The sequence below is a fragment of the Dehalococcoidia bacterium genome (assembly GCA_021295915.1).
GTDB lineage: Bacteria > Chloroflexota > Dehalococcoidia > Lucifugimonadales > UBA1123 > VXRN01.
The window spans coordinates 1-15,596 of sequence record JAGWBK010000004.1; the positions used below are offsets into that span (position 1 = coordinate 1).

The window sequence follows — 15,596 nt, forward strand, 5'->3', positions numbered from 1 at the left end:
CATGACGAGTAAAAGGTCAAGGTTTTCGACAACATCCTCGATAGATCCAAGACTGGTGCCGGGATTCACTGCGACTCCGGCCTCCATGCCCCCATCTCTGATCAGTCCGACTGAAAGGTGAAGGTGAGGGCAAGCCTCCCTATGAACGATCAGACGGTCTGCGCCGGCGTCGCGTAATTGGTCGAAGTGATTCTCGGGTTTCTCGACCATCATGTGGATCTCGAGTGGAAGGTTGGTGTGAGGTCTGATCGCCTTAACTATCGGCGGACCAAACGTGATTGGCGGCACGAAGTGTCCGTCCATTACGTCGACGTGGATACAGTCAGCGCCACCCTGTTCGGCCTCGGCAACCTGTTCGCCCAATCGGGCGAAGTCGGCTGACAGAATGGACGGGGCAATCTTTATTGCTCTACCGCTGTTCAAGCTCGGCCTCCAACGTCGCTCTCGCGTCCTGGATCGCCTCCCGTACGCGTCCCTGTGCCGTACCTCCTGGAACGTCCCGGGCCGCGATCGACGAGTCCACAGTGATTTCGAGGACATCAGTTTCGAAGAGTTCAGAAGTACCCTTGTACTCCTCGAGAGATAGGGCCTCAAATCCCAACCCGCGCGAGGCTGCCTGTTCAGTCAACTCAGCGACGGCACGGTACGCCTCGCGGAAGGGGACGCCCTTTGCGACAAGATAGTCTGCGATGTCAGTCGCCAGAACATAGCCGCCACTCGCCGACTGTCGCAGCACTTCCACGTTTACCTCAATACCCGCAAGCATGTCGCCAAAGATTCCGAGCGTGGCCAGTATCGTGTCGTGCGTGTCGAAGAAGCCTTCCTTGTCTTCCTGCATGTCCCGGTTATATGTCAGCGGCAGCCCCTTCAGCGTCGTGAGCAGCCCCATCAGGCTGCCGTACACTCTCCCAGTTTTGCCCCTTGCGATCTCAGCGAAGTCCGGGTTGCGCTTCTGCGGCATGATGCTGCTGCCGGTTGTGAACTCGTCGGGCATCCGGATGAAACCGAATTCCTCTGAAGACCACAGCACCAACTCTTCCGACAGCCGAGAGAGGTGCATCGCGCATATCGCAGCAGCTGATTGGAAGTCGAGCAGAAAATCCCGGTCAGAGACGGCATCCATGCTGTTGGATGAGATGCGAGAGAATCCAAGCTTATCCGCGACGAATTCGCGGTCGATGGGGTAGGGCAGTCCAGCCAACGCCCCGCTTCCCAGCGGTAGGACGTCGGCTCGCGCGTAGGCCTGCTCGAATCGTTCGGTATCTCGGCTGAACATCTCATAGTAGGCCAGCATATGGTGAGCGAAGAGCACAGGCTGCGCGCGCTGCAGGTGCGTGTATCCAGGCATTGGTAACTTTGGATGCTCCTCAGCGAGGCTGACTAGAGCTAAGCGTACACCTTGAAGAGCGGCGACCACGTCTCGAATAGCTTCCTTGACGTACATCCGGACATCGAGCGCGATCTGGTCGTTACGCGATCTGGCAGTGTGCAACCTGAGTGCCGGTTCCCCGATCAGTTCAAAGAGCCGGCGCTCGATGTTCATGTGGATATCTTCGAGTTCCGGGCGCCACGGGAAAGTGTCCTGCTCAATCTCACTCAGGACGTTTCCCAATCCGTCGACTATTGCTTCGCAGTCTCCATGGGAGATGATTTCCTGCTTAGCAAGCATGCTGGCGTGGGCTATCGACCCGGCGATGTCCTGTCTGTACAGCCGGCGGTCGTAGTGAAGTGAGACCGTGTAGTCAGAAACGACTTCCCTGAGCCCCATGGCAGACTTCAGTCCGGGCGCTTCGGGACCAGGAACGTGCGTCTCATTGTCAGGATCTGCTCGTCCCTCTGGTTGCGGCCGCGTGTTTCAATGTACACGAGTCCCCGGTCAGGCCTTGAGTTCGATTCCCTGACGTCGAGAATCTCGCTCTCCGCGTACACAGTGTCGCCGTGGAATGTAGGGCCCGTGTGCACAATCTTCTCGTACTCGAGGTTTGCAATCGCCTTGCCGGACATCTCCGGCACGCTCATTCCTACTACGAGACTCAGGACGAGCGCGCCGTTGACGAGAATCTTGCCATGTTGGTGCTCAGACATGTACTGTTCATCGATGTGCAGCGGATTGTGGTTCATTGTGAGCAGCGAAAACAGGTGGTTGTCCATCTCTGTAATCGTCTTGCCGGGCCAGTGCTTGTGAATGTCGCCTGGAACGAAGTCCTCCAGGTAGCCTCCGAATGTATCTCGTCTGTCGTGAATCATGCTTCCTTCTCAGCTTGGTTGGACTTCATCTCAGGGACTCTCAGCAGCCGGCTAGACCGCGTATCTCTCTAGTAGCCGCCTTGCGATGAGCAACTGCTGGATTTCGTTTGTGCCCTCTCCGATAATCATGAGGGGGGCGTCACGATAGTATCTTTCTACGTCGAAGTCCTTGATGTAGCCATATCCGCCGTGGATTCTCATGGCCTCCATAGCGACCTCTCCACAGGTCTCCGATGCGAACAGCTTTGCCATTCCGACCTCAAGGTCCACGCGCTCACCAGCATCCTTCTTGGCGGCTGCGTCATACGTAAGCAGCCTGGCAGCCTGGATCTTGGTTGCCATGTCGGCCAGTTTGATCTGAATGGCCTGGTGCTGCGCAATTGGCTGTCCAAACGCCTCGCGCTGCTGAGCGTATCGAATCGCCGCCTCGAAGGCCGCGGTCGCAACGCCTACTGCACGTGCCGCTACATTAATGCGGCCACCTTCCAGCCCAGACATCACATGCCTGAAACCCGAACCTTCGACTTCTCCAATGAGGTTTTCTGTTCCAACCCGGCAGTCGTCGAAGATGAGCTCAGACGAGTCCAGACCCCTGTAGCCGAGCTTGTCGAGATGCTGGCCTACTTTGATCCCCTCATTGGGTTTTTCGACGAAGAAGCAGCTCATGCCACGGTGACGCGGCTGAGCGTCCGGGTTAGTCTTAGCGAGCACCGCAAAGGCGTTTCCGTGTTCAGCATTCGTGATGAACATCTTGGTGCCGCGTATGACGTATTCCTCACCGTCCTGCGTCGCAGTGGTGCTGATGTTCTGCACGTCGCTGCCAGCCTCGGGCTCCGTGAGCGCGAGGCCGCCTCTTAGTTCGCCGCTGGCCAGGCGGGGTAGAATCCGCTCCTTCTGCTCATCGGTGCCGTTGTTGGTCACAATGTGGGCCAGGACGTGATGTGTCCCGATGATTCCACTTACGCTCATCCAGCCCCGGCTGAGTTCCTCGAAGATCACCGCGAAAGTTGTGTAATCAAGTCCGAGCCCACCATACTCCTCTGGAATCGTGATACCGAACAGACCCATCTCGCGCATGGGATCGATCAGTTCCTGGGGGTAGATGTCCAGATTGTCATATTGCTGCGCGATTGGTTCTACTTCACGTCGGACGAAATCCCTGACAAGAGTGGTGACCTGATTTCTGATTTCTGATTTTGCCGCTGTTGCCATGCGAGTCCCTCTAACTGTTGGGCGAGACGCGATCCAGGAGATCGATCGCACGATTTTCTTCCAATGACGACCACAAACGAGACATCACTAGGTTAGCTAACTGTAAGCCTCGACCCTCACTGAAGTCCAGAGCCGCTCCGATTATTCCGACGAATGAAACCACGTCCAGTAGTGCCCAGCGAAAGTCCTCCAGGCATTCAGACATACCGTAGCCCTTTACACCCTGTGACGCGAGGGTCTCGACATACAAGTCGAGCAGCTCGTTCTGGTGCTGACGGCCTGTCTCCTCGTCTAGAGACGTGGATATGAAGTAGGCGAGGTCGTACGCGGCGCGTCCTTCACGGACGGCCTGCCAGTCGATGAGTTTCACGGTGTCTGCGTCAAAGAAGGCGTTGTCGGCGCGAACGTCGCCATGGAGTAGTGTGGTAGGCGAGGCCCCTAGCCGATTCCTGATTGTGCCTATGAACGGTTGGATGAATTCGGCGGTATCCAATAGTCCCTGTGGAACTGTCAAGGCCGACTCACGAACACGACCCCATGATGCGCTGTGCATACGCCTTGAAATACTCGCCTCGTAATCGAACTTTCGAACTCCCAGTGGAGAGTCGTCCCTGCCGCCCTCCCAGAACTTGGCGTGCAGTCCTGCCAGGGCGCTCACAATCATCCTCGCCTGTTTGGGTGTGCAGCCTTCGATTTGGTCGCCAGCCTCCATCCCGGTCAAGTCCTCAAGGAGCAGGCAGACCGAGCCACTGTCGTCATCGTAGTCATAGTAGTGTGCCCTGGGAGCTACTCTCGCATGCCCGGCCAGTCTGGCATAGAAATCTGCTTCTGATTGATATATGCCTAGCTGTGTTAGCAGCTCATGCGTGGACGGATGTGTGGAGACGGTTTTCCAAATCAGCGTTTCTGGTAGAACACTTGCCTCAGTAGAAGCGTGCGGATTCAGGTGTACCCTGTATATGGAACCCGCGAAGCCAGAGCCGACACCAATCGGTTCGACCCTGAAGTCCGCTACGTCTGCACTGAGAACTTCACTCAGCCACGCAGGGGTCAATTCGGATGGTCGAGTAGGAAATCCCATTACTATACTGCTCCCAGACCGGAACGGCTCAGTGTCCAGTGCCCGCCTGTTGTCGCTTCCCCAGGTTCTTAGCTGAAATCCCAAGAACCTTGAGGAATCCCTCGGCGTCGGTATGGTCGTAAGTACCCATCGCCTCCATTGAGCTGTCATCGGTGTACAGCGAGTGAGGCATCGCTTCCGAGGTATCCTCTGCGGTGTCGAAGTATACGTTCCCGCGATGTAGCCGCAGAGTGATTGTGCCTGTCGCCAGTTGTGTTATCGGCTCTAGGGCAGCCAGCGCAGCCCGCGTTGCCAAATCCAGCCAGTATCCCTGGTAAATCTGTACGCTGATTACCTTTGACAGATGTTCGTACAGCTCCCGGGCGCGCCTATCGAGTACGAATTGGAGGAGAAACTCGTAGCTCTGTCCCAGCAGTTCCATACCAGGTGACTCGTAGATACCTCTCGACTTTACGCCAACGAATCGGTTCTCAACCACGTGTGTGCCGATTCCGACACCGTGTGCTCCTGCAATCCTGTTGGCGGTCTCGATAACCTCTTCGAGGCTTAGATTCTCGCCGTTCAGTGCCACCGGAATTCCGTGCTCCCACCTGAGGGTCACCAGTTCCGTTCTGTCAGGGGCGTCCCAGGGCCACACTCCCATCCCTGGTTCCACGAATGTCGGCGAGATCGTCACGTCCTCAAGGTCGCCTGCCTCGTGGGTAAGACCGAGGAAATTCGCGTCAGTCGAGTACCTGGATTCGCGTGCGGGCCTGATGGGAAGCCCGTTAGCCTCGCAGTACTCGATCATCTGCTGCCGTCCGGGGAACTGCTCGATGAACTCTGGGTCTCTCCAGGGAGCGTAGACCTCTGTCTCAGGATCGATCATGTTGGAGGCAAGCTGAAATCTGACCTGGTCGTTTCCCCGGCCTGTGGCACCGTGGAACATCACATTGATGTCCCGCTCTTGGAGCTCAGCCAGAATCGCCTCCACCGTTACGGGACGGGCGATGCCTGTTGTATTCCAGTAGCCCCCTTCGTACCGGGCCTGAGACTGGATGACCCTTAGGCCTGCTTCCGCAAGTGCTGCTCTGCCTGGAACGATAGCCGCTCCTGCCGCACCACAGCCCAGCATTCTGTCCGCTATGGCAGAGAGGTTCTCCTCGTCCGGCTGGCCGAGATCGACCGTGAACGCTTGTACTTCGAAACCCTTATCTCTAAGCCAGTGGGTTACAGTGCAGCTATCGAGACCGCCAGATACGGCCCCCCCGACGACGGTTACACTCTTCTCTCTCAGCTCCCGCCAGTTCATAGTGGCCCTTACTTCCTTGTGTCTTTTTGTACATGAAGAGAGGGCGCCCGTAGATCCCGAACGCCCTCTCAGCTTTCAACTCAGTTAGCTACTTACAGCGCCTATAGCCGCATCCAGCCTCTCCATCGCCTGGTCGATCTCCTCTTTGGAGACCGTCAGCGGCGGCATCAGCCGAACTGCATTGGGCCTGAGAGGGTTGGTGAGCAAACCTTCGGCATTGCAGTTGGCCACCACGTCGGGAGCAATGTCTGACTCGAACAGTACGGCCCACAGCAGTCCCATTCCGCGCACTTCCTGGATCTGACTGTACTTGGACTGAAGATTCGCAAGGCCTTCAGCCATGTGTGTCTCCATTGCGGCGGCGTTTCCGGATACGTCGTTGTCGATGATGTACTTGGTGGATGCGTAAGCAGCCGCGCAGGTCAGCGCGTTGCCGCCAAACGTCGAGCCGTGGTCGCCGGGCTCGAACGCACAAGCCTCGTCCTTGGCCATGAACGCACCAATCGGCACGCCACCACCAAGTCCCTTGGCCAGCGTCATGATGTCCGGCTCAACACCGAACCGTTCGTATCCGAACAGGGATCCCAACCGACCCATTCCAGTCTGGACCTCGTCGAAGATCAGCAGCAGACCCTCCCGGTCGCAGAGCTCTCTGACGTTCTCCAGGTAGCCTTCAGGCGGGATGTTGACGCCGCCCTCAGCCTGAACAGGTTCGACCATCACAGCGACCGTATTGTCTGTGATGGATCCCCGCAACTCTTCGATGTCTCCGAATTCGACGTGGGAGAACCCCGGAGGAATTGGCTGGAACAGTTCCTGGTAGTGGGGCTGCCCTGTGGCGGACACGTTGGCCATTGTGCGGCCATGGAACGAATTCAGAGCAGTTACGATCTCGAACGCGCCATCCTTGTTTTTCGCTCCGTGCCTGCGGGCAAGCTTCATTGCTCCCTCATTGGCCTCGGCCCCGCTGTTGCAGAAGAAGACCTTGTCCAGCGCAGAGTTCTCAACCAGTATCTCCGCAAGCTGAAGTTGCGGAATCGTGTAGAACTGATTGGATGTCTGGAGCAGGGTCCTGGCCTGCTCTGCAATAGCGTCTGCAATCGCCTCGTTTGCGTGACCAGCGTTGTTGACAGCCCATCCTGAGGTGAAGTCCAGGTACTCCTTGCCGTCTACATCCCATACCTTAGTGCCATCGCCCTTGACGATTACGACGGGCTGCCGGCGCACTACGAACATGTAGTACTTGCTCTCTACTTCTGTCCAATTGGTTGTCACGTCATTCACCTCCGGTGATTTCCTTGAGTTTCTCGAGCGCTTCTTCCAGCGCGGTCAAATCGTTCTTGATACTTTCGATCGAGTCGGACACGATCGTAATCTGCATCTGCAGCTCGCCGCCCTCTTCAACTACTGTTGTAGTAGTTGACGGGGCTGCTTCCACATCTCGTGGCGTGGCGGGATCGCCCACAGAGACCAGTGACTGCTCACCAGTCAGCGCTGCAAGGGCAAGACCCAGAGAGTCCTCCATCACCACCTTGCCGGCGGTGGCCAGTATTACACGCTTGAGCTCAGGGAATACCACGCCTTCAGCCTGGATGTATACGGGCTCAGCGTAGAGCAACGAATTGCCTATCGGGATGACAAGGAGGTTGCCCCTGATACAAGTTGAACCCTCTGAGCATCTCAGGGTGAACCAGGCCGATATCGCCTGGTCGTTGTCGATCCTCGCTTCTACCTGCTCCGGCCCGTCGATCTGGCGGTCTTTCGGGAAGTTGAACGCTACGAGGTTCCCGTAGTTCTCCCCGTCGCTTCGTGCCGCTAGCCAGCCGATCAGGTTCTGCCTCTCGCTGGGAGTGTAGGGGAGTAGCTGCACGAACTCCTCGGTTTCCTCACCTGGAAGCCTCATGATCACGTAGTACGGCTCAACAGGTTGAAGGGTCTCGCCCTGCCCGAACTTCTCCTGTGGAATCGCCCACAAGTCTTCGTTGTTGTAGAAGTCCTGTGGGTCCTGCATGTGGTACTTGATGTACTTTCCAGCCTGCTCTGAGAAGAAGTCCTGTGGATACCTGACGTGCGACCTCAGTTCAGGGGACATCTGGTCGGCACTGACGAAGAGGTCCGGGAAGATCCGCTCGTAGGTGAGGATCATCGGATCACTTTCATCCCAGATGTAGTACGTCAAAGTCCCGTCATAGGAGTCGATGACAGCTTTCACACTGTTGCGCATATAGTTGAAGTGAGTGGAGAATCCGCCTTCACCGGCAGGAATCTCAGTAGGCTCCGAGTATGGATAATGGTCGGTAGTGGTGTAAGCGTCCTGAACCCAGAAAAGTCGCCCGTTCGCAGCTACTATGTATGGGTCTCTGTCCAGTTGTAGGAACGGAGCAACTGAAGTCACCCTCTCCTGGATATGCCTACGGTACTGAAGGCGGCTGTCAGGTTCGATCTCCCCGCTGATCAGAATGTTCACATCACCGAACTGCCATGCGTAGGCCAGCCGGCGGAAGAACGAGTCAAGCCTCACTCCTCCTTCACCATCGTAGTGATTCCTGAAAAGTTCTCCGGATTCTGTCTGGTAGTCGATCTCCTGAGTATTTGAGTTGACTATCACGTAGTTGACTGTGTTTTCACCGTAGTAGATCCGTGGGTTGTCGACGATCAAGTCAGGAGGCGTCTCACCGTCTTTGCGACCGATGGGTATAGCTCCATCGATCGGTATGTCTTGCGCGTAGAATTCCGGCCTGCCCTCCGGAGTGAACTCTGTGGCCGGGCTCATCGCAATTCCAATTCCGTGCGTATACGAGAGGGTGTTGTTAACCCAGGTCTGGTCCTGCGGGTTTAACTTCTCAGGCGCGACCTCACGCGCGGACAGAAGTACCTGTTTGTATTCGCCGTCGATGTAGTACCGGTCGACGTCGGCATCTTTGAAATCGTAGTACGGCCTGATTAGCTGTATCTGCCTGTAAACGCTCGACAACGGCCTGTAGTCCCAAAGGCGTATGTTGTTGATCGTAATGATGTTGTCCTCGATGAGGTCGACACCAACGTCCGGTTCCGCCTGAAAGAACGCTTCCTCGATCCTGTCGAGCGCGAACGCCTGCCGCGTCAGGTCGATGTTGCGCGCTATATACGGGCTCTCTCTTACGAACTCATTTGGTGTCACTGAGAACTGCTGAATCAAGGCGGGCCATGCTGAGTTCAGGACAAGGCCAAGGACCACCCACAGCACAACCGCGCCGAGAACCATGCGAAGTTCACGGAGGTACACATTTGCTGCCATCAGAATCGCCGCAGCTACCGCGACGATTGTCATGATCAGCAGGGCCGGCCTCCGGGCATTCAAGTCTGCATAAGTCGCTCCGAACACCGCGCCGTCCTCGGACAGCACTAGTGCCCAACGATCCAACCAATGTCCGACTGCCAAGGTCAGCATGAGCACGGCAGCAATGACCGAAATGTGTGCCAGACGCGCTCCGTTCAGCGAATAGCTGGATCCGCGAAGGCTGTAGTTAATGAAGTTCAGACCAACAGTGGCCAGAAGCGTGACGACGCCAAGGCCGAGAATCCATCCTTGGATGAATGAGTACAGGGGCAGGTTGAAGATGTAGAATCCCAAGTCTTGGCTGTAGACGGGGTCCACCTGCCCAAACGGTACAGAGTTGGTGAACCTCAGGAACAGCTCCCACCGTGCGGCGAGCACGGATCCGAAAATCAGGCTCAGTATGATGATGACGATGACTGCGCCCCAGAGCACGGCCCGCCTTATCGTGGGGACCACCTCAGGTGGAATTGGCAGGTTGACCTCGCCAGAGGAGTGCATGTGAGCAATTCTCAGGCTTACTCCGAGAACAATGGCAGTAACAACCGCGCCAATCGCAAACAGCGCAATGCGGGTAACTGTCACTTTCACAAAGATTGCCCTGAATCCGAGCGAGTCGAACCATAGAAGGTCCGTGTAGACACCCCTTCCAAAGGAGAAAATGCCAAACAGCACGATCAGGCCAATGATCACCAGGCTCCACTTCATGAATGAAGGGGACATGGTTGGTGGCCCGATAGCCTGTTCTGGGGGCGAGTCTCCGCCGTTACGTGGAAAATCTTCAGCCATGGTGCTCCTGAGACCTCATCCTATGCGCGTGCCTAGCACTGCGCCGTTTAGGGATTGGCGAAGCGCTCCCGGCATTCTACCGTCGATGATGTGGGATTCGCTGCCTGACTTCAACGCGCGTACGCACGCTTCGATCTTCGGAATCATACCGCCGGAAATCGTTCCGGCTGAAGTCAGCGCCTCCGCCTGGCGTTCGGTAATTCTGGAAATCAACCTGTGATTACGGTCGAGCACTCCCTCAACGTCTGTGAGAAAGTACATCTGGTCAGCCCGCAGGGCCGCCGCGATTTCACCCGCCGCGGTGTCTGCGTTGATGTTCATTAGCGAGTTGGGGTATGTGGGGTCGTCCGACGGGCATCTGGCCACTGGCGCAATAACTGGTATGTATCCCGCCTGGGTTGCTGCCAGGATGGGTGCAGTATCGACCTGGGCGACCTCGCCGACGTATCCGAGAGCAGGATCCTTGACCGATGCTACGAGCATACCACCGTCAGCTCCACTAAGACCGAGTGTCCTGGCGCCAACAGATATGAGCTGTGACACAAGCTCCTTGTTGATTAGCCCCGCGAGTACGGCAACAACGATCTGAAGGCTGTCCTTGTCGGTGACGCGCAGACCGTCCTTGAAAACGGGCCTCACGCTCTGGGCAGCCATCCAGTCAGAGATGATCTTCCCCCCTCCATGGACAACTATAGGACTGGCGCCCTCTCTTTGAAGAGTAACGAGGTCCTCAAGAGTAGTATCGTGCTCTCCGAGGGTACTGCCACCGATCTTGACTACGATCGTCCCATTTGGGGAATGCTCCTTGGGCAAGTCCGACTTACGTTGTGTACGCCGAGTTGAAGGTAACGTACTCTTCCGTGAGGTCTGAACCCCATGCGGTCGCCGAATGGTCTCCGATGTTCAGGTTGACCCTGAACGAAACCTCGTGCGCGGTCATTCCTGAGACCACAGCATCGGCATAGTACGGTATTGCCTTGCCCTCGTGAACAATGTGGATGCCATTGATGAAGATGTCTATCTTCGATTCTTGAAGTTCGATGCCGCTCTTACCAAGCGCCATCATGATGCGGCCCCAGTTGGGGTCATTGCCGTGCACCATCGCCTTGACGAGGTTGGACGATGAGACTTCACGTGCGGCGCACCGGGCGTCGGCCATGGTAGTTGCACCCTCGACCGTCACGGCCATGATGTGCCCGGCGCCTTCGCCATCACCGACGAGTTCCTTGGCGAGGTATATGCAGACTTCGGTCAGAGCTTGCTGGAATTCCGCCGCTCCTGGGGAGTCTGCACTGCTGATTGGCTCGCCTCCAGCTGCGCCGTTGGCGAAGAGCAGTACTGTGTCGTTCGTGGACTGGTCCCCGTCCACATCTACCATATTGAAACTCAGGTCAACCGCGGCGCTCAACGACTCTTGCAGGAACGTTTGTGGGATCTCAGCGTCGCATGTGATGAAAGACAGCATCGTGGCCATGTCAGGGTGGATCATACCCACACCCTTAGCTACGCCTCCGACAGTGTATGTCGTTTCGCCGACATTGAACTGAGCGGCGATATGCTTGGCGCGCGTGTCCGTTGTCATGATGGAGCGTGCGAATGCTGGGCCACCGTCGTCAGTAAGTTCGACGTCGCCGATCTTGCCTCGAATAAGCGCCATGGGAAGTTCGACGCCTATTACGCCTGTCGAAGCAACCATCATCGAGCCGGTTTCAACCCCGGCATGAGCCTCAGCGAGGCGCGTCATGTCGAGGGCGTCCTCGACTCCCTGTTCGCCGACCGAGCAGTTTGCGCATCCGCTGTTTGCGATAACGCCCCTGGCAGTTGATGAAGGCACGCGGCCTTGTGTAACCGTCACCGAGGGCGACAGAATCTTATTCCTGCTAAAAGTGCCCGCAACTGTGGCTGATCGGTCGGAGACCAGTACTCCAAGGTCAAGAACACCTTCTGCCTGCGTCTTCAGACCTGCGTAAACGCCGCCCGCCCTGTAGCCCTTGGGAGAAGTTACTGATCCACCTTCAACTGTGCTGACGTCCGATGCCATGCGATCTTCCTTTGGTGACTGCACCGTCGAAGACACACATAACCCTCCGGTTATTCGACCCTTGAACGGCTACGGCAGTATAGCATACGGCCAAGAAAGCGATAAAGAATGGCTGAGCTTTGTTAACTTCCCGGTAACAGATGCAATCTTCTTCCTGTGTTACAATTGCGCCGTTCCTAGCACCTAGTATCAAACCGGGAGGTTATCTGCCAATGACGACGGAGACCAAAGGCTATACGGCGGTGGGTACCCGCCCGATAAGACACGACGGATACGACAAGGTAACCGGCAAGGCCGCCTATGGCGCGGACGTTTCACTTCCTGGGATGCTGTACGCCCAGCTCCTCAGAAGCCCGCACGCCCACGCAAACATCAAGTCGATCGACACTTCTCAGGCGGAAGCCGCTCCAGGGGTGAGGGCAGTGCTGACTTGCGCTGACTTACCCGAGTATGAGAACAAGGCCGTCGTTGGGGCTGCGGGCGGGCCTCCACAGAACCTATACCATGTCAGCAGCAAGATACTTGCTCGCGGCAAGGTGCTCTTCAAGGGCCATCCAGTCGCCGCAGTCGCCGCGGACAGTCCTCACGAAGCAGAAGAGGCTCTCGACCTGATTGACGTCGAGTATGAGGTCCTGCCGGTGGTTACCACGGTAGAAGACGCAATGGCTGACGGGGCCCCGCTGCTTCACCCTGAGTTCGCCAAGAATGTTGCAAGCCACTCCCGATTGGAGATCGGCAGCATTGACGAGGGCTTCGAACAGGCCGACCTCGTTGTCGAGCGAGAATTCCGTACCAAGACAGTACACCAGGGTTACATCGAGCCCCACTCCGCAACGGCGTGGTGGACGCCTCAGGACCGCATTACCGTCTGGGGAAGCTCTCAGGGTCACTTCCAGATTCGAGACCTGACTGCCGCAGTCGTTGGTGTGCCATTCTCCTCAATCAAGGTCGTCCCAATGGAGATTGGCGGTGGATTCGGAGGCAAGACCACCATCTACCTCGAACCGGTAGCTGTTGCCCTGTCGAAGAAGGCTGGACTGCCAGTCAAGATAACCATGTCCCGGACCGAGGTCATGGAGGCCACGGGCCCGACGTCCGGTTCCTACATGAACGTTAAGTTCGGCGTGACAAGTGATGGAAGAATGACCGCAGCTTATGCCGACCTTCGCTTCGAAGCCGGTGCGTTCCCCGGTTCACCAGTCGGAGCCGCGGCCAACTGCATCTTCTCTCCTTACGACATCCCAAACATCCTGATCGATGCCTACGACGTCGTCGACAATAAGCCGAAGACGACTGCCTATCGCGCTCCTGGTGCGCCTATTGGTTCCTTTGCCGCTGAGACAATCATCGACGAAATCTGCGAGAAGCTCAGCATGGATCCAATCGACTTCCGCATACTGAACGGTGCCAAAGAGGGTACCCGCCGAGCCACAGGCATCATCAACCCACCAATTGGAGCTATCGAAACTGCTCAGGCCGCCAAGGACCACGACCACTATTCCAAGCCGGTCGAGGGCAAGTGGAGGGGCAGGGGAGTTGCCTCCGGCTTCTGGATCAACGGAACTGGACCCGCATGTGCAACTGCCAATCTCAACTACGATGGCACCGTCAACCTCACGATCGGTTCTATGGACATCGGCGGCACCCGCCCAGCCGCGGCGCAGCAGTTGGCTGAAGTGCTCGGAATTCCAGTCGAGGACGTTAACCCGCAGGTCGGCGATACCGACTCCATCGGATACACGTCGATGACAGGTGGGTCCGGCGCAGCATTCAAGACTGGCTGGGCAAGCTACGAGGCAGCACAGGACGTGAAACGCCAGATGCTCGACCGCGCCGCCATGCTATGGGAGACAGAGGCCAGTGACATTGATTTGGAGGGCGGAGTTTTCAGTCACAAGTCTGATCCTGAACTCACCATGACTTTCAAGGAACTGGCCGGACGTGCGGTGGAGACGGGCGGACCGATCGTGGGCAGCGCCAACATGGACCCGGGAGGAGCCGGCAGCGCCTTCGCAACGCACGTAGTCGACATCGAAGTCGACCCCGAGACCGGTAAAGTGGAGATTCTTCGGTACACCGCTTCTCAGGACTCCGGCACATCTGTCCACCCGAGCTACGTCGAAGGACAGATCCAGGGCGGCGTGGTCCAGGGAATCGGTTGGGCGCTCAACGAAGAGTACTACATGAACGACAACGGCCAGATGATGAACAGCAGCCTGCTGGACTATCGAATGCCCACATCGCTCGATCTTCCCATGATCGACACAGTGGTCGTTGAGGTCCCGAACCCCAACCATCCGTTTGGGGTGAGAGGGGTCGGCGAGGTTCCCCTGGTCCCGCCGCTGGCAGCGCTGGCAAATGCCATCTACGACGCGACTGGTGTACGGATGAGGGAACTGCCCATGAATCCGCCAGCCGTGACCAAGGCTCTTCAGGAGCATGGAGCCGTCTAGACTCGGTCAAACAGCAGTAACTTATCGGACCAAGTAAAAGGCGCCCGGTTAATCAAGCCCGGGCGCCTTAAGTTTCTTAGGGAAGGGCTTAGCTCTCTGAACCTACCTTGATGAGCAGCTTTCCAAAGTTCTCTCCCGTCATCATGCCTACGAACGCCCTCGGGGCGTTTTCCAAGCCTTCTACGACATCTTCCTTGTATCGGAGTTCGCCGCTCCGAATCCACTCCGCCATCCGCTGACGCGCGTGGTCGTGCCGGTGCGCGAAGTTGAATACGAGGAATCCCTCCATCCGAGCCTGTTTCTGGATCAACAGCCCCATACTTCGAGGAGCCATCTCAGGTTCAGCAAGGTTGTACTGGGAAATCTGACCGCACACGGAGATGCGTGCGTGAATGTTAATCTGCTGCATTACGGCATCGGTCACGAAGCCCCCAACGTTGTCGAAGTACACATCAATGCCGTCGGGGCAGGCCGTAGCTAGGGCGGCATCGACATCCTCAGTCTTATAGTTAATGCCAGCGTCGAAACCAAGCTCGTTCACAATGAAGTCGACCTTATCGTCGCTCCCGGCGGTGCCGACCACGCGACAACCCATTATCCGGGCAATTTGCCCTACAACTTGCCCAACAGCCCCGGATGCCGCAGATACTACGACTGTGTCGCCAACCTCTGGTTGGCCCACCTCTAACAATCCATGATATGCCGTCATCCCAGGCATTCCCAGTACGCCGATCGCTGTCGAAATCGGGGCGAGATCAGGGTCTACTTTTCGTAAGGCCCCTGGCCTGGATACCGCGTACTCCTGCCATCCTAGAGAACCCTCTACGATGTCGCCGACTTCGACCTCAGGCGATCGCGACTCGACCACTCTGCCTACAACGCCGCCCGTCATCACTCCGCCCACTGCAACGGGTGTCGCGTACGATGGGCCCTCGCGCATTCGGCCTCTCATGTATGGGTCTAGCGATAGCCAGATGACCTTTACCAGAACCTCGCCCTCTCGCGGTCGAGGAATTGGGACCTCCTCTATCCTGAAATGCTGAGATTCAGGATAGGCGGCTGGCCTGGATGCGAGCACTACTCGCCGGTTGATTTCTGATGTCATGGTGGATTGCTCCTGATAGAAAGTGCGCCGTAATGCTAGCACAAGCCTCAGTAGTGGAGAG

General features: G+C 57.0%; 12 protein-coding genes. 1 reads left to right on the plus strand and 11 read right to left on the minus strand.

The genetic code is table 11. The features are described 5' to 3' along the window. From J4G14_02065 to argJ, 10 genes are all read right to left on the minus strand, one after another. Positions 1-423 (minus strand): ribulose-phosphate 3-epimerase (locus J4G14_02065; GenBank protein ID MCE2456589.1); only part of this gene is annotated, 423 nt, incomplete at its 3' end. Next, positions 410-1,768 (minus strand): argininosuccinate lyase, encoded by a 1,359-nt coding sequence (argH, locus tag J4G14_02070; GenBank protein MCE2456590.1) that lies wholly within the window; start codon positions 1,766-1,768, stop codon positions 410-412. The genes argH and J4G14_02065, both read right to left, overlap by 14 nt. An 8-nt stretch (positions 1,769-1,776) precedes the next feature. Continuing rightward, a complete protein-coding gene (locus J4G14_02075) occupies positions 1,777-2,247 on the minus strand; it encodes a MaoC family dehydratase (protein MCE2456591.1) in 471 nt (156 codons plus the stop codon). Between the two features lie 51 nt (positions 2,248-2,298). Beyond that, positions 2,299-3,459, minus strand: a complete 1,161-nt coding sequence (locus tag J4G14_02080; protein ID MCE2456592.1) for an acyl-CoA dehydrogenase family protein — start codon at positions 3,457-3,459, stop codon at positions 2,299-2,301. Between the two features lie 10 nt (positions 3,460-3,469). Next, complete coding sequence (locus tag J4G14_02085) at positions 3,470-4,540, minus strand: phosphotransferase (GenBank protein MCE2456593.1); 1,071 nt, start codon at positions 4,538-4,540, stop codon at positions 3,470-3,472. A gap of 28 nt (positions 4,541-4,568) precedes the next feature. After that, positions 4,569-5,831 carry an argininosuccinate synthase gene (gene argG, locus J4G14_02090; GenBank protein MCE2456594.1) on the minus strand — a complete coding sequence of 421 codons (1,263 nt, stop codon included), beginning with the start codon at positions 5,829-5,831 and terminating at the stop codon, positions 4,569-4,571. 84 nt (positions 5,832-5,915) lie between these two features. Next, entirely contained in the window at positions 5,916-7,067 is a 1,152-nt protein-coding gene (locus J4G14_02095) for an aspartate aminotransferase family protein (GenBank protein ID MCE2456595.1), read from the minus strand. A 40-nt stretch (positions 7,068-7,107) separates the two neighbouring features. Continuing rightward, positions 7,108-9,936: a UPF0182 family protein gene (locus J4G14_02100; GenBank protein ID MCE2456596.1), complete on the minus strand. Its 2,829-nt coding sequence runs from the start codon at positions 9,934-9,936 to the stop codon at positions 7,108-7,110. A 15-nt stretch (positions 9,937-9,951) separates the two neighbouring features. Continuing rightward, positions 9,952-10,749 (minus strand): acetylglutamate kinase, encoded by a 798-nt coding sequence (gene argB / locus J4G14_02105; GenBank protein MCE2456597.1) that lies wholly within the window; start codon positions 10,747-10,749, stop codon positions 9,952-9,954. A 7-nt stretch (positions 10,750-10,756) separates the two neighbouring features. Continuing rightward, positions 10,757-11,977: a bifunctional glutamate N-acetyltransferase/amino-acid acetyltransferase ArgJ gene (gene argJ, locus J4G14_02110; protein ID MCE2456598.1), complete on the minus strand. Its 1,221-nt coding sequence runs from the start codon at positions 11,975-11,977 to the stop codon at positions 10,757-10,759. A 212-nt stretch (positions 11,978-12,189) separates the two neighbouring features. Here argJ and J4G14_02115 point away from each other — a divergent pair, with 212 nt between their 5' ends. After that, on the plus strand, positions 12,190-14,430 hold the full coding sequence (locus J4G14_02115) for a xanthine dehydrogenase family protein molybdopterin-binding subunit (protein MCE2456599.1): 2,241 nt from the start codon (positions 12,190-12,192) through the stop codon (positions 14,428-14,430). A gap of 88 nt (positions 14,431-14,518) precedes the next feature. Here the strand turns inward: J4G14_02115 and J4G14_02120 are convergent, their stop codons facing one another. Continuing rightward, positions 14,519-15,535: an NADP-dependent oxidoreductase gene (locus tag J4G14_02120; GenBank protein ID MCE2456600.1), complete on the minus strand. Its 1,017-nt coding sequence runs from the start codon at positions 15,533-15,535 to the stop codon at positions 14,519-14,521. Positions 15,536-15,596: the final 61 nt, after the last annotated feature.

Bases quoted from the DNA above. Each gene is read 5' to 3' on its own strand.
- J4G14_02085 (MCE2456593.1), bottom strand. From the start codon at position 4,540: ATGGGATTTCCTACTCGACCATCCGAATTGACCCCTGCGTGGCTGAGT.
- J4G14_02075 (MCE2456591.1), bottom strand. From the start codon at position 2,247: ATGATTCACGACAGACGAGATACATTCGGAGGCTACCTGGAGGACTTC.
- argJ (MCE2456598.1), bottom strand. From the start codon at position 11,977: ATGGCATCGGACGTCAGCACAGTTGAAGGTGGATCAGTAACTTCTCCC.
- J4G14_02100 (MCE2456596.1), bottom strand. From the start codon at position 9,936: ATGGCTGAAGATTTTCCACGTAACGGCGGAGACTCGCCCCCAGAACAG.
- J4G14_02080 (MCE2456592.1), bottom strand. From the start codon at position 3,459: ATGGCAACAGCGGCAAAATCAGAAATCAGAAATCAGGTCACCACTCTT.
- J4G14_02095 (MCE2456595.1), bottom strand. From the start codon at position 7,067: ATGTTCGTAGTGCGCCGGCAGCCCGTCGTAATCGTCAAGGGCGATGGC.
- J4G14_02115 (MCE2456599.1), top strand. From the start codon at position 12,190: ATGACGACGGAGACCAAAGGCTATACGGCGGTGGGTACCCGCCCGATA.
- J4G14_02120 (MCE2456600.1), bottom strand. From the start codon at position 15,535: ATGACATCAGAAATCAACCGGCGAGTAGTGCTCGCATCCAGGCCAGCC.
- argG (MCE2456594.1), bottom strand. From the start codon at position 5,831: ATGAACTGGCGGGAGCTGAGAGAGAAGAGTGTAACCGTCGTCGGGGGG.
- argH (MCE2456590.1), bottom strand. From the start codon at position 1,768: ATGGGGCTCAGGGAAGTCGTTTCTGACTACACGGTCTCACTTCACTAC.